This is a genomic window from Salinispora sp. CH2A1_6, from assembly GCF_056820975.1.
The window spans coordinates 1,207,434-1,228,473 of sequence record NZ_JBXEDG010000003.1; the positions used below are offsets into that span (position 1 = coordinate 1,207,434).

The following is a 21,040-nucleotide window of genomic DNA, read 5'->3' on the forward strand; positions in this document are numbered from 1 at the left end:
CCCGGCGTGGCCTCAGCTGGAGTGCTTACGGCGGGCCGCTGCCCGGGCCCGCTGCGTCTGGTCGAGCAGTACCTTGCGGATCCGCACCGCGGCCGGCGTCACCTCAACGCACTCGTCCTCACGGCAGAACTCCAGGGCCTGCTCCAGCGAGAGCTTGCGGGGCGGAATCAGCTTCTCCGTCTCGTCGGCGGTCGACGAGCGCATGTTGGTGAGCTTCTTCTCCTTGGTGATGTTGACATCCATGTCGTCGGAGCGGGAGTTCTCCCCGACGATCATGCCCTCGTACACCTCGGTGCTCGGCTCGACGAAGAGGGTGCCGCGTTCCTGCAGGTTCATCATCGCGAACGAGGTGGCGGTGCCGGTCCGGTCCGCGACCAGCGAGCCGTTGTTGCGGGTCCGGAGCTCGCCGAACCAGGGCTCGTAGGACTCGAAGACGTGGTGCAGGATGCCGGTGCCCCGGGTCTCGGTGAGGAACTGGGTGCGGAATCCGATCAGACCCCGTGCCGGGACCAGCCACTCCATTCGGATCCAGCCGGTGCCGTGGTTGACCAACTGCTCCATCCGGCCCTTGCGGGTGGCCAGCAGCTGGGTGATCGCGCCCAGGTACTCCTCGGGCGCGTCGATGGTCAACCGCTCCACCGGCTCACAGGTCTTCCCGTCAATTTCCTTGGTGACGACCTGCGGCTTGCCGACGGTCAACTCGTAGGATTCGCGGCGCATCTGCTCGACCAGGATGGCCAGGGCCAGCTCGCCGCGGCCCTGTACCTCCCAGGCGTCGGGCCGCTCGGTCGGCAGGACCCGCAGGGAGACGTTGCCGATCAGTTCCCGGTCCAGCCGGTCCTTGACCATCCGTGCCGTGACCTTGGCGCCCTTGGCCCGGCCCACCAATGGGGAGGTGTTGGTGCCGATGGTCATGGAGATGGCCGGTTCGTCGACCGTGATCAGTGGCAGCGGCCGTGGGTCCTCAGCGTCAGCGAGCGTCTCCCCGATCATGATCTCCGGAATGCCGGCGACCGCGATGATGTCGCCCGGCCCGGCGGATTCGGCCGGCTTGCTCTCCAGGCCCTCGGTCATCAGCATCTCGGAGATGCGCACCCGCTGGCTGCTGCCGTCGGTGCGGCACCAGGCGACGGTCTGGCCCTTGGTGATCGTGCCCTGCCGGACCCGGCACAGGGCGAGCCGGCCGAGGAACGGCGAGGCGTCCAGGTTGGTGACGTGTGCCTGGAGCGGGGCCTGCTCGTCGTACGTGGGCGGCGGGATGGTGTCGAGCAGGGTGCGGAACAACGGCTCGAGGTTCTGGCTGTCCTGCGGAACAGCCCCGTCGGCGGGCTGGGTGAGGGAGGCGATTCCATCGCGGGCGCAGGCGTACACGATGGGGAAGTCGATCTGTGCGTCGTCGGCGTCCAGGTCGAGGAAGAGTTCGTAGGTGTCGTCCACGACCTCCTTGATCCGAGCGTCGGGTCGGTCCACCTTGTTGATGACCAGGATGATCGGCATCCGCGCCCGGAGGGCCTTGCGGAGCACGAACCGGGTCTGCGGCAGCGGGCCCTCACTGGCGTCCACCAACAGCACGACCCCGTCCACCATGGTGAGGCCGCGCTCCACCTCACCGCCGAAGTCGGCGTGCCCCGGGGTGTCGATGATGTTGATGGTCACCGGGTCGGAGCCGTCGGCCGGCAGGTATCGCACGCCGGTGTTCTTCGCGAGAATGGTGATGCCCTTCTCGCGTTCGAGATCCATCGAGTCCATCACCCGTTCGGTCACCTCACCCCGGGCGCCGTAGGCGCCAGCCTGCCGCAACATGGCGTCAACCAGGGTGGTCTTGCCGTGGTCGACGTGGGCGATGATGGCGACGTTGCGGAGGTCGGTGCGAAGCTGCATGCCTCCATCCTTCCGCCTGCGCGGATCCGGCGCGGCGTCGGGGTCATTCTGGGGTCTTTCCGGGGTCGCCCCAGGGGTATCCCGGATCTCTACCGAAACGCCTGTTGGTGGCGATCGGCCGCTGGCAAGCTGGCCCTCGTGACCGGGGGCATCGGTGGATGAGCTGTTGAGCCGGCTGCAGGAGCTGCCGCCGGGGCTGATCCTGCTGGTCGCGGCGTTGATCGTGGCTGCGGAGACGGCGTTGATCTTCGGGTTGTTGATGCCCGGGGAAGCTACCTTGCTGCTGGTCGGATTTCTCACCTACACCGGGGCCCTGCCGCTGGGGCCGGCGTTGCTGGTGATGATCGCCGCGGGTGTGCTGGGAGACGCGGTGGCGTTCCGGGCCGGTCGCCGGTACGGACCCCGGCTGCGGGCCAGCCGGTTCGGTGCCCGGGTCGGGCCACACCGGTGGCACCGCGCGGACGCGATGCTCGGAAAACTGGGGGGCCGGGGGGTCTTCACCGCCCGCTGGGTGGCCTTCGCCCGGACCCTGGTGCCCCGGCTGGCCGGGGCGGGGCAGATGCCCTATCGACGGTTCGCGCCCTGGAACCTGGGTGGGGTGGTGACCTGGGTGGGCGGCTCGGTGATCGTCGGAAACCTGGCCGGCGAGTCGTACGAGACGGTCTCGCACCTGCTTGGCCGGGCCACGGGCGCGGTCCTGGTGCTGCTCGGGGCGGTGCTGGCGGTGCTGCTGGCCGGGCGCTGGCTGGGGCGAAACCCGGACCCGGTACGAGCGCTGTGGTCCCGGGCCGGTGGCCTGCCCCCGGTGCGCGGGCTGACCCGTCGCCACGGGGTGCTCTTCGGTTTGCTGGCCCGCTCCCTCGGTCCGGGGTGGACGTTGCTGCTGAACCTGGTCGCCGGCCTACTGCTGCTGTTCCTGGCCGGGCTCGCTGTGGCCTGGGGGCTCGGCGCGGTGGTCCGGCGGAGCGGGCTGTCGGTGGTGGATGGCGCCGTCGCGGACTGGTTCGCCGCCCGTCGTACGCCGGAGGCGGTGGAGGTGGCGCTGGCGGCGGTCTCGGCGCTGCGCGGCCCGGTGGTGATCCTCTTTGTGTCGGTGGTGGCGGCGGGGGTGGCCTGGCGGCAGCGACCCTGGCGGGCGGACCTGCTCAGCGTGGTGGGCACCGTCGGCGCCTGCATGCCGTTGGTGGTGCTGGCGGTCGCCGCCGACGTGGTGCAACCCGACCGGTCCGGCCCGCCGGTCTTGTTTCCGACCCAGACCGCCGTGATCGCCGCGAGCCTGTGCACTCTCGCGTGGCTGCTGTCCCGGGGTGCCCGTTGGCCGGTCGCGGTCGCCGCCTGGACCGGCGCTGCCGCCGGGGTGGTGGGGGTTGGTGGCGCGCGGCTCTACCTCGGCCTGAGCACCGCCAGCAGCGCGCTTTCCGGGGTGTTGTTGGGGGTGGCGTGGACGGCCGTGTTCGTGGTGGCGTGGGTGACCCGAGACCGGGCGGTCGGTGTGGCCCCGGACGCCGTCAACCCGCCGGGCGCGGCGGCATCCGAGTCGCGCCCGCCGCAGGGGGTCTCCGGCGGGTGACGGGACGGCGGAAGGGATCGACAACTGCTACCTTGCGTCGGTCGGAGGGGGAGACATGAAGGTGCTTCGGATCGGCATGAGCGCGTTCGCCGTTGTGCTGCTAACCGTGGGATGCGCGGGGGAAGACGCCCCGAGGGCGGCCGAAGCGACCGGGGCGACCAGCACCACGGCGGCGTCCCCGACTGCGACCACGCCCACCCCGTTCGCGCGGACGGAGCTGGGTGACGCGCCGAGCCTCAGCGCCGCACCCAGCAGTCCACCCAGCGCGCGGCCCGCATCGAAGCCCACTGCCACCACGTCGTCTCCGGAGGCGACGAAACCCGCAGCGGAGACGCAGGCCCCACCTCCGCCGCCGAGGTCGAAGCCGACCGGCTGCCCACCCCGCCACGAGGGCTCACCAGCTTCCCGCACGCAGATGAGGTCGGCACTGACCAACGCCGCGGCGAAGACATACTGGCCGACCTCCGCACCGGACATTCGGATTCCGTCGGCCCTGGTAAAGGCGACCGCGTGGCAGGAGAGCGGCTGGCAGTCCACGATTGTCGCCTGTGACGGTGGCATCGGTTTGATGCAGGTGATGCCGGACACCGCCGACTGGATGAACCAACGGTTCGGGCAGAGCTACGACGTCTGGGACTACCGCGACAACGCCTATCTCGGCGTGAATTACCTGGCCTGGCTGACCAAGTACATCGGCGACCTGTACTTCGACGGCGACTACCGGCTGGACGCCGCGCTCTGCTCGGCCGAGCTGAACTCGTGCCTGCTCAACGCGGTGATCGCCAGTTACAACTACGGCCACGCCGCGGTGGCGAGCGGGGAGGGCCCGATCACCATCCCGAATCCGCAGTATGTGGGCAACGTTCGCGCGCTGATGACCGAGTGCGTCTGTCTCGCCTACTGACGGTTCGGGCGCCACGCCCACGCGGTGGCGCCCGAACGAGGGACGTCAGTCGTGGGCGGGGACCGGCGCCGGCGTGGCCGGGATCTGCCCGTGGGCCACAGCCGGCGGGCGACCAGGCCACCAGAACCGGTCGCCGAGCAGGAACACGAGGGCGGGGACCAACACCGTCCGGACGAGCAGGGTGTCGAGCAGGACACCGATGCAGACGATGACTCCGATCTGGGTGAGCAGGATCAGCGGGAGTACACCGAGGACGGCGAAGACCGCGGCGAGTAGCACCCCCGCGCTGGTGATGACGCCGCCGGTAACCCGGAGAGCCGAGAGCATCCCGTCCCGGGTCGTGGTGTGTCGGGCATCCTCCCGGGCCCGGGTGACGAGGAAGATGTTGTAGTCCACCCCGAGGGCGACGAGGAACACGAACGCGAGCAGGAGCACGCCGCTGTCGAGTGCGGGGAAGCCCAGGACGTGGTCGAAGAGCAGCCACGCCGCGCCGAGGCTGGCGAAGAACGACGCGATCACGGTGAGTACCAGCAGCACCGGGGCCAGCAGGCCGCGCAGCAGCAGCATCAGGACGGCGGCGACCAGCAGCAGGATGATTGGCAGGATTAGTCGCAGGTCCAGCGTGTTGGCCTCGGCGGTGTCGTAGCCGGCGGCGACGGCGCCGCCGACGAGGGCTCCGTCGAAGGGGCCGGTGCCGGCAACCGCGGGTGGGGCGGAGTCGGGTACTGCGGCGACCGCCGTGCGCAGCTCCCGTACCGCCCGGTCGGAGGCGGCGGTGCCGGGCTCGGCGGTCAGCACCACGTCGACCTGGGCGACGGTGGCGCCGGTGCTACCCGGCTGGGCTGAGGCGACACCGGGCACCGTGGCGGCGGCCGCGGTGACCGCAGCAACGGTGGTCGGGTTGGTGAGCACCGCGACCGGCTGGGTGGTCCCGGCGGGGAAGGCGGTGGCCAGGGTCTGCGCTCCGGCGACCGCCTCCGGTTCGACCCGGAACTGCTCGGTCTCCGACAGCCCCGTGCGGATGCCCAGGCCGCCGAGGGCGAGACCGGCCAGCAGCAGCGTCGCCAGGACCGCGACGGAGGCCGGGCGGCGCAGGACCACGGTGCCGAGTCGGCCCCACCAGCGTCCCTCGGTGACCGCGCTGCCGAGGCGCGGGACGAATGGCCAGAACAGGCCACGGCCGAAGAGCACCAGGGCGGCCGGGAGGACGAAGAGCGCAGAGAACATGGCGAACACGACGCCGGTGGCGCAGGCCACGGCGAGCGCCCGGTTGTTCTCCTGCTCGGACAGCAGCAGGGTGAGAACGCCGAGGACAACGGTGGAGCCGCTGGCCAGGATGGGTTCGGCGGTGCGGCGCAGGGCGGTCCGCATCGCCGTGAAGCGGTCCGCCTCGCGGCGCAGCTCCTCCCGGTAGCGGGCGATCAGCAGCAGCGCGTAGTTGGTGGCGGCGCCGAAGACGAGGACGCTGGCGATGCCGGTGACGGCTCCCGACTGCAGGTTGATCCCGACCGCCGGCACGATCGTCTCGATCGCGCGCAGGGTGAGCTGCTCGGTGGCGGCGACGACCGCCAGCGGCACCATCCAGAGAATCGGGCTGCGGTAGGTGATCAGCAGTAGGAGCGCCACCACAGCGGCGGTTACCGCCAGCAGGGTGGTGTCCGCGCCGTCGAAGACCCGGGTCAGGTCGGTCGTGAAGGCCGGCGCCCCGGTGACCTCGATGGTGAGGTCGCCCGGAGCGTCGGCCAGCACGGCCCGCAGCTCGTCGATGGTCTCGACGGTTCGCTCCTGCCCCTCGGTGCCGGAGAGCGGCACGGCGATCAGGGCGACCGAGCCGTCCGGGGCCACCTGCGGTGGCGACACCTGCCCATTGATCGCGAACCGGCGAAGTTCGTTGGTCTGCCCGGTGAGGGTCTCCTGGTCGGCGGCGGTGAGTGCGCCGCCGTCGGTGCGGCTGACGACGATGAGCGCCGGCTGGACCTCGCTGGCGGGCAGCTGCTCCTGGAGCCGTTCGACCTGGGTGGACTGCCATTGGTCGGAGAGACCGGTGGCGGATACGGGAGCGGGGTTCTCGGGCTTCGGCAGCCCGAAGACGGCGGCGCCGAGGACGATCGCGGCGAGCACGGTGAGCCACGCGGCCCACCTGTCCCGGGCGACGTGGGTGAAGACGAACATCTTTTCCTCGTGTGCTCGACGGGCTGGGCGGCTCGGTTACTCACGCCGGGAATTCGTGTCTGACGAGTATCTTGATAGCCAAGATTATCGGTCTCTCCGCTATGCTGCAACTACATCACCAGGGCGAGGAGAAAATCGGGACGTGGCAGGTCAGAGCATGTACCGGCGACGCGACACCCGACGCGAGCAACTCATCGCGGAGATCACCAACGAGCTCCGGCGGTATGCGGTGGACGCCCAACACGTCGGCCACGCCTTCGCCAACCTGCACGGCCTGGGCGCCACCGACCTGCAGGCCCTGATCGCCGTCATGGACGCCGAACTACACGGTGACCCGATCACCCCAGGTCGCCTCGGCGAACAACTCGACCTCTCCTCCGGGTCGGTCACCGCCCTCCTCGACCGGCTGGAACGCGCCGGCCACGTCCGCCGCGACCGCACCTCCACCGACCGGCGCAAGGTCCTGGTGCACTACGCCGACCGCGGTGCCGAGGTGGCGAGGGAGTTCTTCCGACCGCTCGGCCGCCGGACCGACGCGGTGATGCTCGGCTTCACCGACGACGAGTTGGAGACCGTCCACCGCTTCGTCACGGCCGTCCGGGCCACGCTCCGCGAACACCGCGACGCGGTCCGGGCCGCCCGCCCCGACCCACGCCGGGCGAACGGCTGAGGCCGTGTTCGCGGCGCTGGCGACCCGGGCGGCCACGGCCGTGTTGCGCCTGCCGCCGCCGCGTACCCGCCAGGTCACCCTGACCCGGGATCTCCCGGTCCGGGTTCGCGACGGCGTGTCGCTGCGCACCGACCACTACGCTCCGGACCGCTCGCCCGCGCCCACGGTGCTGATCCGCACCCCGTACGGGCGGGGCGGGCCGATCCGGCTGCTCGGCCGGCTCATCGGCGAGCGGGGCTACCACGTGGTGATCCAGTCCTGCCGGGGCACCGGTGGCTCGGACAGCCGGTTCGACCCGCTGGTCCACGAGCGCGAGGACGGCCTCGACACCCTCGACTGGCTACGGCGACAGCCCTGGTGGAACGGCGAGTTCGGCATGTTCGGGGTCAGCTACCAGGGCTTCGTCCAGTGGGCGATCGCCGCCGAGGCCGAGGCGGACCTCCGGGCGATGGTCGCGGTGGTGACGGCCTCCGGCACCCGCGACTCGACGTATCCGGGTGAGTCCTTCGCGCTGGACACCGTGCTCACCTGGGTTGAGCTGCTCCAGGCGCAGACCGTCGGGTGGCTCGCCCGACAGTGGGAACTGCGGCGTGGCCAGCCCCGGCTCGCCGCCGGCCTGTCGCACCTGCCGTTGGCCGAGGCGGACCGGGTGGCCACCGGGGTGACCGTGCCCTTCTTCCAGGAGTGGCTGCGCCACCACACCCCCGACGCGGCCTACTGGCGGGCCCGGGTCTTCGGCGACCGGATCGCCGAGGTGCGCGCCCCGGTATCCATGATCGGTGGCTGGCACGACATCTTTCTCCCCGCCCAGCTGCGTGACTTCGCGGCCCTGCGAGACGCCGGTGCCGCGCCCCGGCTCATCGTCGGGCCGTGGACGCACGGCAGTCCGGGGCTCTTCGTCGCCGCGCTCCGTGACGGACTGGACTGGCTCGACGAACACCTGGGTGGTTATCCGGGATGCGCTCGGGCCCCGGTTCGCCTGCACGTCGGCGGCTCCGGCGGCGGTTGGCGGGAGTTGCCGGACTGGCCGCCCCCAGCTACGCCGACTGCCTGGTACCTGCACCCGGAGGGCGTGTTGCGCGCCGCGCCGTCGCCGGCGTCAGCCCCGGACGGTTTCTGGTACGACCCGGCCGACCCCACCCCCTCGGTGGGGGGCCCGCTGCTGGTGGCCCAGCAGGCCGGCCCGGTCGACAACCGGCGCGTCGAGGCTCGCCCGGACGTGCTGACCTGGACCAGCGCGGCACTGCCGGTGGCGATGGAGGTCATCGGACCGGTCGAGGCGGAGATTTTCGTCCGAAGTGAGCTGCCTCACCTCGACGTCTTCGTGCGACTCTGCGACGTGGACGGTCGGGGTCGCTCCTGGAACATCTGCGATGGGCTGGTCCGGCTCAGCCCGACCGCCTTCGTGGCCGACCCGACGGGCACGGTCCGCGTCGCGGTGCCGTTGTGGCCGGTGGCCCACCGGTTCGCCGCCGGTCACCGACTGCGGGTGCAGATCTGCGGCGGGGCCCATCCCCGGTACGCCCGCAACCCCGGCACCGGGGAGCCGCTCGGTACCGCGGTTGCGCTGCAGGCCGGATGGCGGGAGATCTTGCACGATCCGCAGCACCCGTCGGCGGTGGTCCTGCCCATTGCGCGGGACGTGCCGAGCGAGTGGTAGGCAGCGGTGGGCGGCCGACCAGTTTCTGGCCTGGCCGCCCACCGCTGCCCTAAACGTGATCTCTAACCAATGCGGCGGGAGCCGCCGCCCGGCAGGTTAACGGTCAGGTTAGAAGAGTCGTGGGAATGCGGCGGTGGTCGATCCGCTGCCGACGATGTATGAGTTGGTGAATAGTGTGTTGTCGGCGGTGAGGTCACCGGTGGAGGGGAAGGCGCGGAGGTGGCCGACGGCGTTTTGGTAAATGAGGTCGGTGCGGCCGTCGCCGTTGAAGTCGCCGGTGATGATGCGTGGGGCCAGCGAGGTGGTCCAGCCGCTGCCGACGACGTATGAGTCGGTGAATAGTGTGTTGTCGCCGGTGAGGTCGCCGGTGTTGGGGAAGGCGGTGAGGTAGCCGGCGGCGCTTTGGCGCATGAGGTCGGTGCGGCCGTCGCCGTTGAAGTCGCCGGTGATGATGCGTGGGGCCAGCGAGGTGGTCCAGCCGCTGCCGACGACGTATGAGTCGGTGAATAGTGTGTTGTCGCCGGTGAGGTCACCGGTGGAGGGGAAGATGTGGAGGTAGCCGGCGGCGCTTTGGCGCATGAGGTCGGTGCGGCCGTCGCCGTTGAAGTCGCCGGTGATGATGCGTGGGAATGCGGTGGTGGTCCAGTCGCTGCCGACGATGTATGAGTTGGTGAATAGTGTGTTGTCGGCGGTGAGGTCGCTGGTGGAGGGGAAGATGCGGAGGTGGCCGACGGCGTTTTGGCGTATGAGGTCGGTGCGGCCGTCGCCGTTGAAGTCGCCGGTGATGATGCGGGGGGCCAACGAAGTGCTCCAGCCGCTACCCACTGCGACATCTGATCCAACGAACAGTCGGTTGTCCGCCGACAGGTCGCCGGTGCCGTGCCAGCCCCGGAGCGTCCCACCGGGATTCTGGTTGATCAGGTCGGAAATGCAGTCACCGGTGTAGTCCCCGAACTGGACAACCTGGCTCACCTGAGTGTCGGTTGTGGCCCACCCCGCTGCGTTGCAGCCGGATGGGGTGTTTTCCTGGATCCAGTCGGCCAGGTCATCAACCCTAGTGCCAGTCGCGCCGTCCTGGGTTGTTGTCTCGCCCAAGCAGCCCTTCTGCCAGGACGTGTTGTTGATCGCTACGAGCTGCGGGTCGCCGTCGTTCTCTCGGAATACCGGGCCTCCCGCGTCGCCTTTACAGATCGTCGCGTCAGCCGTGGCGCCATCAATGCTGATGAGTTCGGGATCAACTTCCGAGACCGTGAATGGGGCGGCATGTAGCCGGTTCGGCACCCACTCGGTCGCGGTCCGACCATAACCGGAGACCGTGAGGGTCTCGGCGGAGGCTGACTCAGCGGCAGCAATCGAAATGGCCGGGATCTCGACCGTCCGCCTGGAAATCCGAACGAGGGCGAGGTTGCGGTCCGGGTGTGGGACGAGTGATACCGCCTGGGTTTCGTAGCCGGTAGACGCTGTTAGGTCCGTACGACCAACAACCACGGTCGTTGGCTGGGTGGGCGCCCCGGCGGCAAGGGGCGCTCCCCCCTCGACGAAACAGCTCTTCGCGGTTACTACCCAATTCGGTGCTATCAGGGCTCCGCTGCACGCAGAGATATCGCCAAAAGTGATTTTTGCGGTAAAGCTGTGAGCGCCGTCTGGGACCGGATCGCTCCCGGCGACCGCGCTGGCTGAGCCACCGCTCAACAATCCGGCAACCAGTGTGGTGCCGAGTAACGCTGCGCTCCAACGGCGTCGGTAATGTGGTGACAAGAGTTCTCCCGTGAGAGGTGTGGGGGCATGGAGGAACAACCTCCGACCCTCGAACGCTGGCGAGGCTTTTTGGCGCACTCCTCGGTCAGTTTAGATCACACCCCTAAGGATTTTGTGCCCCACCTCGAATGGCCAGTGGTCAAGGTTCTTATCCCTTTGATGCAATTTTTCACTATAGTTGGGTGTGAAGTTATATTGATTCCCAGGTTTAGGACTAAATGGGTCAATTAGGTCGGTATGGGTTGGCCAACTGAACGGACTGCGCCCCGCCCTGACACGTGGGTCCGCAGCTGAGGGCACCGGTATGTGGAGGAGTGGCCAGATGAAGCCGTGGCCACCGGAGACCAGCGCTACGCGGTCGCCGCTGCTACCCGACGGCAGGACGCAGCGGTGCAGCGCGTCGGCCGGCGGGCGGTGGCAGTGCGGCGCGGTCGAGCAGTCCGAAGCGAGACGATGGTGCCACCAGATTCTCGGCAGCGGCGGTAGCCGGCGTGCCGGAGGTAGCCGGCGTGCCGGAGGGGCGAGCTGCAGGTTGTCCGGGTGGTGTCGGGCCCAGGCCGAAATCCCAGTGAACACTTGTATTCACCCCGAAAAGGCATATTTCCCTAGCGCCCGGAAAGGCGTTGAATCATGGCTGTCAGGGGGCATCGGTGCCAACCTATTGGAGGGCTTCAATTCATCAGATCGGAAGAGTCCTCTGCTACTATCGGTCCTGATCTTGTCGATCTGCAGAAATGCGTATCTCCTGGAGGGCTTCTTGTTACTGCGTAGCTTGCGTCGCTGGGGTGGGGCAGCGCTTGGAATAACAATGGTTGCCAGCGTGCTGGGCGGCGGCTCGGCTGGTGCCGTCACCGGGGCTACCCCCGTACCAGACGGCACCTACTCCTTCAACGCGAAGATTACTTTCGGTCAGGTGCACGCCTGTTCAGGCGCTCTGATAGAACGAAGTTGGGTGGTGACGGCGAAGAGCTGTTTCGCCGAGGGGAATGCGCCGGTTGTCGCCGGACCGCCAACCCAACCGACCACCGTTGTGGTCGGACGCGCCGACCTTACAGAAGCGACCGGCTACGAGGTTTCGGCCGTCTCGGTCATTCCGCATCCGGACCGGAATCTTGCCCTCGTTCAACTGCCCGTGCCGGTGTCCGAGGAGGTCCCGGCTATCCCGATCGCCACCAGCCCGGCCGCCCTCGAGACGCTCAAGATCTCGGGGTACGGCCGAACCGCGACGGAGTGGGTACCGAACCAGTTGCACGCCGCATCATTCACCGTGCAGGATGTCGAACCTTCACTCATCGATGTTGTGGGTGCCGCCGAGGGCGCGACGATCTGCAAGGGTGACGCGGGTGGGCCCGTGTTTCGGGAGAACGACGGCAACGCGCAACTGGTGGCGATCAACAACACGTCCTGGCAGAAGGGCTGCTTGGGGGAGAACACAACTCAGGACGGGGCGACCGGTACCCGGATTGATGATCTGACAGATTGGATCCTGTGGAACACCTGTAACGCGCCGGGCTGGACCAGCACCGACAATCCGCAGCCCGTGGAGAGCAACCAACAGGTCGGCAACAACAGGGTTGTCCAGGACCTGGCGCTGAGCGACTATGACGGCGATGGGCGCAGTGACCTCGCATTGTATCACTCGAACCCGGCGGACGGATCGGCCTGGTGGATTCGGAGTGGTGCTACCGGGGAGCAGATCCGTGGTGGTTACCGTTACGGTGGTTGCACGGATATTCCTGCGCCCGGTGATTATGACGGTGACGGCACTACTGATCTTGCCTTGTACCGTCGTGACTGCACCAACGGCTCCACCTGGTGGATTCAGAGTGGTGCTACCGGGGAGCAGATCCGTGGTGGTTACCGTTACGGTGGTTGCACGGATATTCCTGCGCCCGGTGATTATGACGGTGACGGCGCTACTGATCTTGCCTTGTACCGTCGTGACTGCACCAGCGGATCGACTTGGAGTATCTACAGTAATCGTAGAGACGTCCACCTCAAGGCGGGGTTCAAGTACGGCGGTTGCACGGATATTCCTGCGCCCGGTGATTATGACGGTGACGGCGCTACTGATCTTGCCTTGTACCGTCGTGACTGCACCAACGGATCGACTTGGAGTATCTACAGTAATCGTAGAGACGTCCACCTCAAGGCGGGGTTCAAGTACGGCGGTTGCAGGGACATCCCCGCGCCCGGTGACTACAACGGCGACGATGCCACCGACCTCATCCTCTACCGTCGTGACTGTACCAACGGCTCCACCTGGAGCATTTACAGCAGCCACACCAACACCGAACTGCGCTCCGGCCTTCGCTATGGTGGCTGCGCCGCTATCCCCGCCGCCAGTAACCCTGCCACCACCAACACACGTCCACACGGCCCGGTATACGACCGGGCGCGTGCCGCTGACGGGACGTGGGCCTCTGGTGCGACGCGGGTGGATGCGGATACCGCGATCTCCGGGATAGCGGCGGCATCACTCCCCGACGGGGGTATGCACCTGTTCACGGTCGTTCCGGGTAGCGGGCTGTGGCATCGTGAGGCAGGGCAGAGCGAGGCGACACGGGTTGACGGCAACGGCGGGCTCTCGGCGGTGGCTGCGGCCGGCTTGCCTGACGGCACGCTGCACGTCTTCGTGTTGGCGCCCGGCAGCGGTGTGTGGGAACGAGTCCGTGCCGTTGACGGAACCTGGGCCCCGAATGCCACCCAGATCGACGCGAATCCGAACATCACCGCCCTCGCCGCGGTCGCACTGCCCGACGGGACCCTGCACCTACAGGTAGCCGTGCCCGACAGCGGAGCGTGGGACCGCAAACGTGACACTGATGGAAACTGGGCCTCCAACGCCACCCGCTTCGACACCAACGACGCGATCACCGCGATCGCCTCGGCTGCCTTGCCCGACGGCGGCCTGCACATCTTCACCGCTGTGCCGGGCAGCGGTGTGTGGCACCATGCCGGCTCGAACAGCAGCGCGGCCCTTGTCGATACCAGCCCGGCGATCCTCGCCGTCTCAGCGGCCGGACTCCATAACGGCACTCTGCAACTGGACGTTGCCGTTGACGGCAGCGGTGTCTGGCATCGCAGCCGAGACACCTCGGGAACCTGGCAGAGCGACCCCACCCAGGTAGACCCGAACCGCCGTATCTTCAGCACCTACACCGTCGGCCTACCCGACAACAGCATCCATCTCGGAACCAACGCCACCATTTCCTGACCAGGAGCTCGGGTGGGCTCACCGTCGGTGGGCCCGACGGTGACGGCGGCCGGAACTCCGGCCGCCGTCACCGCGTCGGGTCACGCCGGGCGGACGTTATCCGCCTGCGGGCCCTTCTGGCCCTGGGTTACATCGAAGTCGACCTTCTGGCCCTCGTTCAACTCCCGGTAACCGCTCATCGAGATCGACGAGTAGTGGACGAAGACGTCCGGCCCCCCGCCATCCTGCTCGATGAAGCCGAAGCCCTTTTCCGCGTTGAACCACTTGACGGTGCCGGTTGCCATGCATCTCTCCCTGTTCCAAGCGGGCGACCCCCGGCCGGCGGCCGATGATCGCCCGGTACCTTCCCGACAGTAGCCGGCCGCGCGCCAATCCGCTGGACGAAGTGCCGTAGGCAACGAAATGACCGGTCCGGGGCGGACCTGCCAAACACCGCACGGTGGCTACCAGACTGGGTCATGCTGCCCCGGTGGGCGTAGCCGCGACCGCGCTGGTCGACCTGGAACGGGAGATCGCCGCGCCCGGCCAGGGCCTGGACCGGCTGCGGCTGTTGCCCGTGCCGTTCGTGCCCGAACTGCGCCTGCATCTGGCCGAGGACCCGATTGTCTGGTGGGCGCGGATGGAGGCCCGAGTCGGGCACGCACTGCCCCCGCCGTACTGGGCGTCGGTGTGGCCCGGCGGTCAGGCCCTCGCCCGGCACCTGCTCGACCACCCCGACCTGGTGGCGGGTCGCCGGGTACTCGATCTGGCCGCGGGCTCGGGTGTGGTCGCGGTCGCCGCCGCGCTGGCCGGCGCAGCGCAGGTCGTGGCCGCTGACACCGACCCGTACTCGGTCGCCGCCGTCGCGGTCAACGCGCAGGCCAACGGCGTGCGGATCGCGGCTACCGACCGGGACCTGCTGGACGACACCCCCGCCGAGCTGGACCTGCTGGTGGCCGGCGACGTCCTGTACGACCGGGCGATGGCCGTGCGGATGCTGCCCTTCCTCCGCCGCGCCGCGTCCGCCGAGGTCAACGTGTTGGTCGGCGAGCCGGGACGCGGTCACGTACCGGCCCACGGGATGGCGATCGTCGCCGAGTATCTGGTGCCGACCACCGAGCCGACTGCCGACTCCCCGGTGCGGCGGGTGCAGGTGCTGCGGCCCGCCTGACCGACGCCGACGGTGGCCCCTGAACGGGAATCAGGGGGAGCTGGGGGTCACTCCGGATATCCAGGGAGGCGGCGTGGTTCTAACGTGTCGGGCATGGATTGGCTGGCCCAGATCGGAGAGCTTCCGACTCTTCTGCTGTTGGGGGCGCTCGGGTTGGTGATGATCCTCGATGCCATACCGCTGCTGGGGGTGTTGGTCCCCGGGGATGTGGCGATCCTCGCGGCGGTGGGGGCGCAGGGCCCCACCGCCGGCCTCGCCGTGCTCGGCACAGTGGTCGCCGGCTGTCTGGCCGGCTGGTCACTGAGCTTCCTGGTCGGCCGTCACCTCGCTGACCGGCTGCGGCGGGGGCGGGTCGGTGACTGGATCGGCGAACAGCGGTGGGCGGCGGCGGAGCACATGTTGCGCCGCGGCGGCGGCCACATGGTGCTGGTGGCGCCCTTCCTGCCGGTCCTCAACGCGCTGCTGCCGCTGGTCGCCGGTGGGCTGCGGATGCCGTACCGGCGGTTTGTGGGCTCTGCGGCGCTCGGTGCGGCGGCGTGGGGCGGGCTCTATCTGGTGCTGGGCACGGTAGCCCGGTCGATCACCGGGCTGCTGCCCGGCGCACCCAGCCCGATGGTGGTGACGATGGTGGTCGGTGTGCTGCTCGCCACCGGGGTGTTGGCGGTGACCCGGCATCGGTTGCGGCCGGAACTGCCCGACGACGGGCGGCCGGCCCCAGCCGGGTCCCTCCACCCGGCACCGGCGCCGGAGCAGAGGTCCGGCGCCGACCGTGGGTGACGTGTCAGCGGCGCGGGGCGGTGGGATACCGGTCACGTCGTCAGTCGAGTAGGTTCACTGCATCGACGTCGGTGACGGTGGGGGAGACTGGATGCCCGCGAAGCATCGTTCATGGTGGGGCTGGGGCTACATCGAGGACGCGGTCAACGGCGCTGAGGCCGCGCGGCTCGCCGACCGGGTGCGGGCCCTGCTACCTGACGTCGACCTGACCCCGCACGAACCGCCACCGGTGGCCGAGTTGGACCTGCCGCCGTCGCGGATCACCCCGCCGGCGACGCTGGCGCACCTCTGCGCGGCTGAGCCGGCCGACCGGGCGGCGCACGCGCACGGAAAGGCGTTCCGGGACGTGGTCCGGAACCTGCACGGGGAGGTACGGCACCCACCGGACCTGGTCGCCCGCCCCACCTCCGAACAGGACGTGGTGGACGTGCTGGACTGGTGCTCGCGTTCCGGCCTGGCGGTCGTGCCCTACGGTGGCGGCTCCTCGGTGGTCGGCGGGGTGGAGCCTCGGGTGGGCGACGGCTACCCCGGCGCGGTCAGTCTGGACCTCGGCCGGCTCGACCGGGTGCTGGAGGTCGACCGGACCAGCCGGGCGGCGCGGGTCCAGGCCGGCGTGTTCGGGCCGGCGCTGGAGGAACACCTTCGCCCGCAGCACCTCACCCTGCGGCACTTCCCGCAGTCGTTCGAGTTCTCCACCCTCGGTGGCTGGCTCGCGACGCGGGCGGGCGGGCACTATGCGACGGTCCTGACCCACATCGACGACCTGGTGGAGGCGCTGCGGGTGGTCACCCCCGCCGGCATCAGCCAGTCCCGACGGTTACCGGCCTCCGGCGCGGGACCCTCACCGGACCGGCTCTTCCTCGGCTCGGAGGGCGCGCTCGGCGTCATCACCGAGGCGTGGCTCCGGCTGCAGGACCGGCCACGGTGGCGGGCGGACGCGGCGGTGCACTTCGACGACCACGACGCGGCCGTCGCGGCGACCCGGGCGATCGCCCAGTCCGGGCTGCATCCGAGCAACTGCCGGCTGCTCGACCCGGCGGAGGCGCTACTGAACGCCGGCACGGCCACCGGCGGTGGGGTGCTCGTGCTGGGCTTCGAATCCGCGGACCACCCGGTCGGACCCGCGCTGGAACGGGCCGTCACACTGTGCCGCGACCACGGCGGGACGCTACCCGAGCCGCCCCGAGAGCGCGACGCGTCAGCATCCCGGGGGAGCGGCGCCACCGACACCTGGCGTTCGTCGTTCCTGCGGATGCCGTACCAGCGGGATGCCCTCGCCGCCCGGTCGATGATCGTGGAGACCTTCGAGACCGCCTGCACCTGGGACCGCTATCCGGCGCTGCGCGCCGCCGTGCTCGACGCGGTCGGCGCGGCCCTGCGGGAGGTCGGCGCCACCGGGGTGGTCACCTGCCGGTTCACCCACGTCTATCCGGATGGGCCAGCCCCCTACTTCGGCGTCTACGCCGCCGGCCGGTGGGGCAGCACCCTCGCCCAGTGGGACCAGATCAAGTCCGCCGTCTCCGCGGCGCTGCTCACCGCCGGGGGCACCATCACCCACCACCACGCCGTCGGCCGCGACCACCGACCCTGGTACGACCAGCAGCGCCCCGAGCCGGTGGCGCTGGCGCTGCGCGCCGCGAAAGCTGCCCTGGATCCATCATGGGTGCTCAACCCCGGCGTCCTCCTGGACGCTCCGGGAGTCAGCGGTGCGACCCCTCCGGCGGCCAGCTCCGGGAGTTCGTAGACCGGACTGGTGGCTTCGCCGGGGCGCCTGCGGCACCGGACGCGCTTGTAGCCCGGCCAGCAGGTGTTGGTACTGGCGTGATGGTCGCGACTCTCGATACTGGGGCTTTGGGGTGGTAGCCGCCTTTCCCTTATGTCGTTAATTGTGATGATGTGAGCTGCTTATATCAGGTGGCTATTTGCGACTAACCCCATCTGTCGGATTTTTGCCGTTTACATATTATTGTGGCAGTGGGCACACGCTTCGATGGAGGTTGGGCTAGAGTCCGGGGGCTATCGAAGCTGGGCTCATCGCTAGTGTCGTCAGTGCTTCCTGTTTGGTCCTTGGGCAGAAGTGAGTTGATGTCATGTCGGTTTTGCGTTGCAGATTTAGGTGATGGGGGCGTTTTGTCGGTTCATGTTTTGCGTCGTTGGGGTGCGGCCCTGACCGGGGCTGTGCTTGCTGCTGGTGTGTTGGGTGGTGGTGTTGCTCGGGCTGTTGGTGGTTCTGATCCGGTTCCGAATGGGGCGTATGGGTTCACTGCCAGGGTGTTGTGTTTGGTGGTGATCGGGCGTGTACGGGTGTGCTGGTCGACCAGGATTGGTTGTTGACGGCGAAGAGCTGTGTCAGTGATGGTGTTGGGCCGGTGGTTCGGGGGGCGCCGGGGAAACCGACTAGTGCGGTGATTGGTCGTACTGACCTGACGGGGACGGCGGGTCAGGAGCGTGCGGTGGTGGCGGTGGTGCCGCATCCGGATCGGAACCTGGTCTTGGCGCGTCTGTCCGCGCCGGTTACCGATGTTGCTCCGGTGGGGCTTGCCGACACTGCTCCCGGGGTTAGTGAGACGGTGATGGTCGCGGGGTATGGCCGTACGGCCACCGAGTGGGTGCCGGATCGTCTGCATGCTGCGGCGTTCACTGTTGAGGATGTCGCTGCGGCCACTGTTGGTGTGGTGGGGGCGTCGGCTGGGGCGACGGTGTGTAGGGGGGATGCCGGGGGGCCGGTGTTCCGCGATGTTGAGGGTGCGTCCGTACTGGTGGCCGTTAGTAGTACCTCGTGGCAGAAGGGCTGTCTGGGGGAGACGGAGACCCGGGACGGGGCGACCGCGACCCGGGTTGACGACCTTGGCGCGTGGATCGGTGAGCAGACCGCTGACGTGCAGATTTTCGGTGTCCTGGATGATGGCCGGTTGACCTACAGTGTGATCGATTCGGCTACCGGTGAACTGCGGGCGGACCGGGAGTCGGCTGCCAGCCTCGGTTTTGTTCCGAAGGCGATGGCCACGCTGAACGAGGACACCATTCTGGTCACCGATCCTGCCGGCAAGATGCATCGGGTGGATGTCACCGGAACGGATCCGTTGACGTTCACTGCCACTTGGGTGATGAGCGGGTGGTCTCCGTATAGCCGGCTGACCTATGACGGGTACGGGTCGTTGTACGGCATCCTCGACAACGGTGAGCTTCGCCGTCGGACGTTGACCACCGAGAAGCCGAGTAGCGCGGAGCACATCAGCCGGGGCACCGTGATCGGTACCGGGTTCGGGTTGAGGGCCATCACGTCGCCGGGTGCGGGACGGATCCTGGGTAACGCCTCGGGCGGCCGGCTGCTGTCGTACACGATTCACGGTAGCGGTGCCGAGGCGTGGTCCAGGGACGATCTGGCCGCCAGTGGTTGGTCGGCCCCGACGCAGTTGCTCTCGCCCGGTGGTGGCCACTACTACGCGCGGACCTCGAGCGGTCGGTTGGACCGCTACCGCGACGTGAATCCGTTCGACGGTAGCGGCAGTGACATCCAGTCTTTCCCGAACGATCCGGTCAGCAGCAGCGGCTGGGACCAGATACTGCTGTCGGCGCGGCCGTGGACCGCACTGGTGTCGGTGTACGGGGTGAACTCAGACGGTCGGATCTCCTACACCGCGCTGGACCCGGTCACCGGGGCGAAGGTGGCCAGCACCGTGTCGGAACAGACCCTCGGGTTCACGCCGAAAGCGCTGGCAACTCTCAACTCGGACACGCTGCTGGTCACCACCGAGACCGGTAGCCTGCACCGGGTCGACATCACCGGCACCCAACCGCTGACCTTCACCCGTACCGCTGAGCGTCTCGGTGGCGGCTGGACCCACGACCTGCTGGTCTACGACGGGCACGGCTCCCTGTTCGGCCGCGCCGGCGGCAAGTGGCTGCGATACACCGTGACCAAGGCCAAACCCGCGAACCCGGCCACCGACCTGATCAACGGAACGACCATCGTCAGCAGCGGCTTCGGCGTACCCACCCTGGCAGCCACCGGTGAGGGACGCCTGCTGGCAACCACCAACGCCGGCGCCCTCATCGCCTACACCGCCGTCGGCACCAACGACTGGAGCCGGGCAGACCTCGCCACCAGCGGCTGGGGCAATGCCACCGCATTGTTCTCACCCGGCGGCGGCCTCTACTACCGACGCGACGGCAACGGCGTCGTGACCGGCTACCTGGACACGTCCCCGTTCAACGGCAGCGGCACCGACATCACCCCGTACACCCCAACCGGCAGCGCGAGCAGCGGCTGGGACCCCATCCTCTCCGCCCAACCGTACAACTCCTGGCCCGACAACACCCGCCGCTGGTAGTTCTGTGTCACTGCCCATAGCTGGTGCAGGCCGTAGTCCGCAGGATGTTCGCCAGCTGATTAGCTCAAAGACCACTGCCTACCGTATGACGGCAGTCGAAAGGATGTGGTTACGGCATGCGTAACGTGTCGAAAATGCTCATGGTTGGGACGATCGGTATAGTTGTGGCGGGCGCGGCGTCTGCGGGCGTCGCCGTCGCCGCTGCCGAGGATGTGCCAACCGAGACCAACGGTGGCTCGATCGTGGAGGATTTTAGCTACCCGGGAGCAGCGGCCATTCTGGCTGAACACAACGTGGAACTCATCTCCGGTGACGGTAATATTGTGTTCGCCGACTGCAACACTCCCCCGGTGAACGATGTCGGCCTGATCCAGGTCTGGAGAGCTGAAGGAGACCCTAGTCATTGGAGAATCTGCTTCAAGGTGCTCGAACCAGTGGGTCGGCTGGATCTTCGGATACCACGGGTCTTCGAGATTATGGGTGACGGCCAACGGACCGGAACCGGCCACAATGGTACCGCGACGGTGATCACGGATGGTGGGGAAGAGAGCACGAAGGATCTCGACCCGGACGGCATCATCCAGTTTGGGCTGGGAGGTGGCAATGAACCCACCACCTTGCTGCGGCTGACCGTCAAACCCTAACCCAGTTCCGTTTCTTAGGCGCCGGACGACAGAACGTCGTCCGGCGCCTAAGCTGTAATGTCGCCCGGGTTCTATTGAGCGGTTACCGAATCAGGGACGAAGATTCCAACGGGCTGATTGGAAATCCCAAGGTTTGCCTCTGCGAATTAGTTCGGCGACCCGTTCAACGCTCGACTCTTGTCACCATAGGGGCTCTACGAAGTTAGTGGGGGTTGAGGTGTCCTCGGGTTCGTCGGGTGGGGGAGTGTCAAGTTAACGGCCCTGTCTCACTTTCGGTGGTGGCGGAGGGTGGCTGGTGTCGTT

Annotated in this window: 14 protein-coding genes and 2 pseudogenes; 10 read left to right on the forward strand and 6 right to left on the reverse strand. The window is 68.3% G+C overall.

Annotated elements, in window-relative coordinates; translation table 11 throughout:
* Window positions 1-12 precede the first annotated feature (12 nt).
* Complete coding sequence (gene typA / locus AC1UKG_RS10565) at window positions 13-1,881, reverse strand: translational GTPase TypA (protein ID WP_018813665.1); 1,869 nt, start codon at window positions 1,879-1,881, stop codon at window positions 13-15.
* A gap of 154 nt (window positions 1,882-2,035) precedes the next feature.
* Here typA and AC1UKG_RS10570 point away from each other — a divergent pair, with 154 nt between their 5' ends.
* On the forward strand, window positions 2,036-3,451 hold the full coding sequence (locus tag AC1UKG_RS10570; protein WP_475891283.1) for a VTT domain-containing protein: 1,416 nt from the start codon (window positions 2,036-2,038) through the stop codon (window positions 3,449-3,451).
* Window positions 3,452-3,478: 27 nt separating this feature from the next.
* Here the strand turns inward: AC1UKG_RS10570 and AC1UKG_RS10575 are convergent, their stop codons facing one another.
* Entirely contained in the window at window positions 3,479-3,928 is a 450-nt protein-coding gene (locus AC1UKG_RS10575; RefSeq protein WP_482642692.1) for a hypothetical protein, read from the reverse strand.
* Between AC1UKG_RS10575 and AC1UKG_RS10580 the strand changes: the two genes are divergently transcribed.
* Complete coding sequence (locus AC1UKG_RS10580) at window positions 3,867-4,355, forward strand: lytic transglycosylase domain-containing protein (RefSeq protein WP_026271216.1); 489 nt, start codon at window positions 3,867-3,869, stop codon at window positions 4,353-4,355. The genes AC1UKG_RS10575 and AC1UKG_RS10580 overlap by 62 nt on opposite strands.
* A gap of 45 nt (window positions 4,356-4,400) precedes the next feature.
* Here AC1UKG_RS10580 and AC1UKG_RS10585 read toward each other — a convergent pair whose 3' ends face one another.
* Complete coding sequence (locus tag AC1UKG_RS10585) at window positions 4,401-6,527, reverse strand: MMPL family transporter (protein WP_482642693.1); 2,127 nt, start codon at window positions 6,525-6,527, stop codon at window positions 4,401-4,403.
* A gap of 157 nt (window positions 6,528-6,684) precedes the next feature.
* Here AC1UKG_RS10585 and AC1UKG_RS10590 point away from each other — a divergent pair, with 157 nt between their 5' ends.
* Window positions 6,685-7,197: a MarR family winged helix-turn-helix transcriptional regulator gene (locus AC1UKG_RS10590; protein WP_018742743.1), complete on the forward strand. Its 513-nt coding sequence runs from the start codon at window positions 6,685-6,687 to the stop codon at window positions 7,195-7,197.
* Between the two features lie 4 nt (window positions 7,198-7,201).
* The gene (locus AC1UKG_RS10595; protein WP_482642694.1) at window positions 7,202-8,857 is read left to right on the forward strand and encodes a CocE/NonD family hydrolase; all 1,656 of its coding nucleotides are present in this window, start codon (window positions 7,202-7,204) and stop codon (window positions 8,855-8,857) included.
* 108 nt (window positions 8,858-8,965) lie between these two features.
* Here AC1UKG_RS10595 and AC1UKG_RS10600 read toward each other — a convergent pair whose 3' ends face one another.
* Both AC1UKG_RS10600 and AC1UKG_RS10605 read right to left on the reverse strand, forming a co-directional pair.
* Window positions 8,966-9,829 carry an FG-GAP repeat domain-containing protein gene (locus AC1UKG_RS10600; protein ID WP_482643200.1) on the reverse strand — a complete coding sequence of 288 codons (864 nt, stop codon included), beginning with the start codon at window positions 9,827-9,829 and terminating at the stop codon, window positions 8,966-8,968.
* A gap of 69 nt (window positions 9,830-9,898) precedes the next feature.
* Window positions 9,899-10,693: pseudogene (locus tag AC1UKG_RS10605) on the reverse strand (S1 family peptidase); the annotation flags it as partial.
* A gap of 730 nt (window positions 10,694-11,423) precedes the next feature.
* On the opposite strand from AC1UKG_RS10605, the gene AC1UKG_RS10610 reads away from it, so the two are divergent.
* Window positions 11,424-13,832 carry a trypsin-like serine protease gene (locus AC1UKG_RS10610; protein ID WP_482642695.1) on the forward strand — a complete coding sequence of 803 codons (2,409 nt, stop codon included), beginning with the start codon at window positions 11,424-11,426 and terminating at the stop codon, window positions 13,830-13,832.
* Window positions 13,833-13,912: 80 nt separating this feature from the next.
* Here AC1UKG_RS10610 and AC1UKG_RS10615 read toward each other — a convergent pair whose 3' ends face one another.
* Window positions 13,913-14,116: a cold-shock protein gene (locus AC1UKG_RS10615; RefSeq protein WP_018733338.1), complete on the reverse strand. Its 204-nt coding sequence runs from the start codon at window positions 14,114-14,116 to the stop codon at window positions 13,913-13,915.
* Window positions 14,117-14,301: 185 nt separating this feature from the next.
* On the opposite strand from AC1UKG_RS10615, the gene AC1UKG_RS10620 reads away from it, so the two are divergent.
* The 5 genes and pseudogenes from AC1UKG_RS10620 (at window position 14,302) to AC1UKG_RS10640 (ending at window position 20,737) form a co-directional block, all read left to right on the forward strand.
* Window positions 14,302-14,982 (forward strand): class I SAM-dependent methyltransferase, encoded by a 681-nt coding sequence (locus AC1UKG_RS10620; RefSeq protein WP_482642696.1) that lies wholly within the window; start codon window positions 14,302-14,304, stop codon window positions 14,980-14,982.
* Between the two features lie 93 nt (window positions 14,983-15,075).
* The gene (locus tag AC1UKG_RS10625; protein WP_018746151.1) at window positions 15,076-15,759 is read left to right on the forward strand and encodes a VTT domain-containing protein; all 684 of its coding nucleotides are present in this window, start codon (window positions 15,076-15,078) and stop codon (window positions 15,757-15,759) included.
* Between the two features lie 91 nt (window positions 15,760-15,850).
* The gene (locus AC1UKG_RS10630; protein ID WP_482642697.1) at window positions 15,851-17,503 is read left to right on the forward strand and encodes an FAD-binding oxidoreductase; all 1,653 of its coding nucleotides are present in this window, start codon (window positions 15,851-15,853) and stop codon (window positions 17,501-17,503) included.
* A 386-nt stretch (window positions 17,504-17,889) separates the two neighbouring features.
* Window positions 17,890-20,093 (forward strand): annotated as a pseudogene (locus AC1UKG_RS10635) (tachylectin-related carbohydrate-binding protein).
* 116 nt (window positions 20,094-20,209) lie between these two features.
* The gene (locus AC1UKG_RS10640; protein WP_482642698.1) at window positions 20,210-20,737 is read left to right on the forward strand and encodes a hypothetical protein; all 528 of its coding nucleotides are present in this window, start codon (window positions 20,210-20,212) and stop codon (window positions 20,735-20,737) included.
* The last annotated feature ends 303 nt before the right edge of the window (window positions 20,738-21,040 follow it).

What these genes read in the sequence shown, in the direction of transcription:
- AC1UKG_RS10625 (WP_018746151.1), top strand. Translation starts at nt 15,076, where the DNA reads ATGGATTGGCTGGCCCAGATCGGAGAGCTTCCGACTCTTCTGCTGTTG.
- AC1UKG_RS10580 (WP_026271216.1), top strand. Translation starts at nt 3,867, where the DNA reads ATGAGGTCGGCACTGACCAACGCCGCGGCGAAGACATACTGGCCGACC.
- AC1UKG_RS10640 (WP_482642698.1), top strand. Translation starts at nt 20,210, where the DNA reads ATGCGTAACGTGTCGAAAATGCTCATGGTTGGGACGATCGGTATAGTT.
- typA (WP_018813665.1), bottom strand. Translation starts at nt 1,881, where the DNA reads ATGCAGCTTCGCACCGACCTCCGCAACGTCGCCATCATCGCCCACGTC.
- AC1UKG_RS10630 (WP_482642697.1), top strand. Translation starts at nt 15,851, where the DNA reads ATGCCCGCGAAGCATCGTTCATGGTGGGGCTGGGGCTACATCGAGGAC.
- AC1UKG_RS10590 (WP_018742743.1), top strand. Translation starts at nt 6,685, where the DNA reads ATGTACCGGCGACGCGACACCCGACGCGAGCAACTCATCGCGGAGATC.
- AC1UKG_RS10575 (WP_482642692.1), bottom strand. Translation starts at nt 3,928, where the DNA reads ATGTCCGGTGCGGAGGTCGGCCAGTATGTCTTCGCCGCGGCGTTGGTC.
- AC1UKG_RS10615 (WP_018733338.1), bottom strand. Translation starts at nt 14,116, where the DNA reads ATGGCAACCGGCACCGTCAAGTGGTTCAACGCGGAAAAGGGCTTCGGC.
- AC1UKG_RS10610 (WP_482642695.1), top strand. Translation starts at nt 11,424, where the DNA reads ATGGTTGCCAGCGTGCTGGGCGGCGGCTCGGCTGGTGCCGTCACCGGG.
- AC1UKG_RS10585 (WP_482642693.1), bottom strand. Translation starts at nt 6,527, where the DNA reads ATGTTCGTCTTCACCCACGTCGCCCGGGACAGGTGGGCCGCGTGGCTC.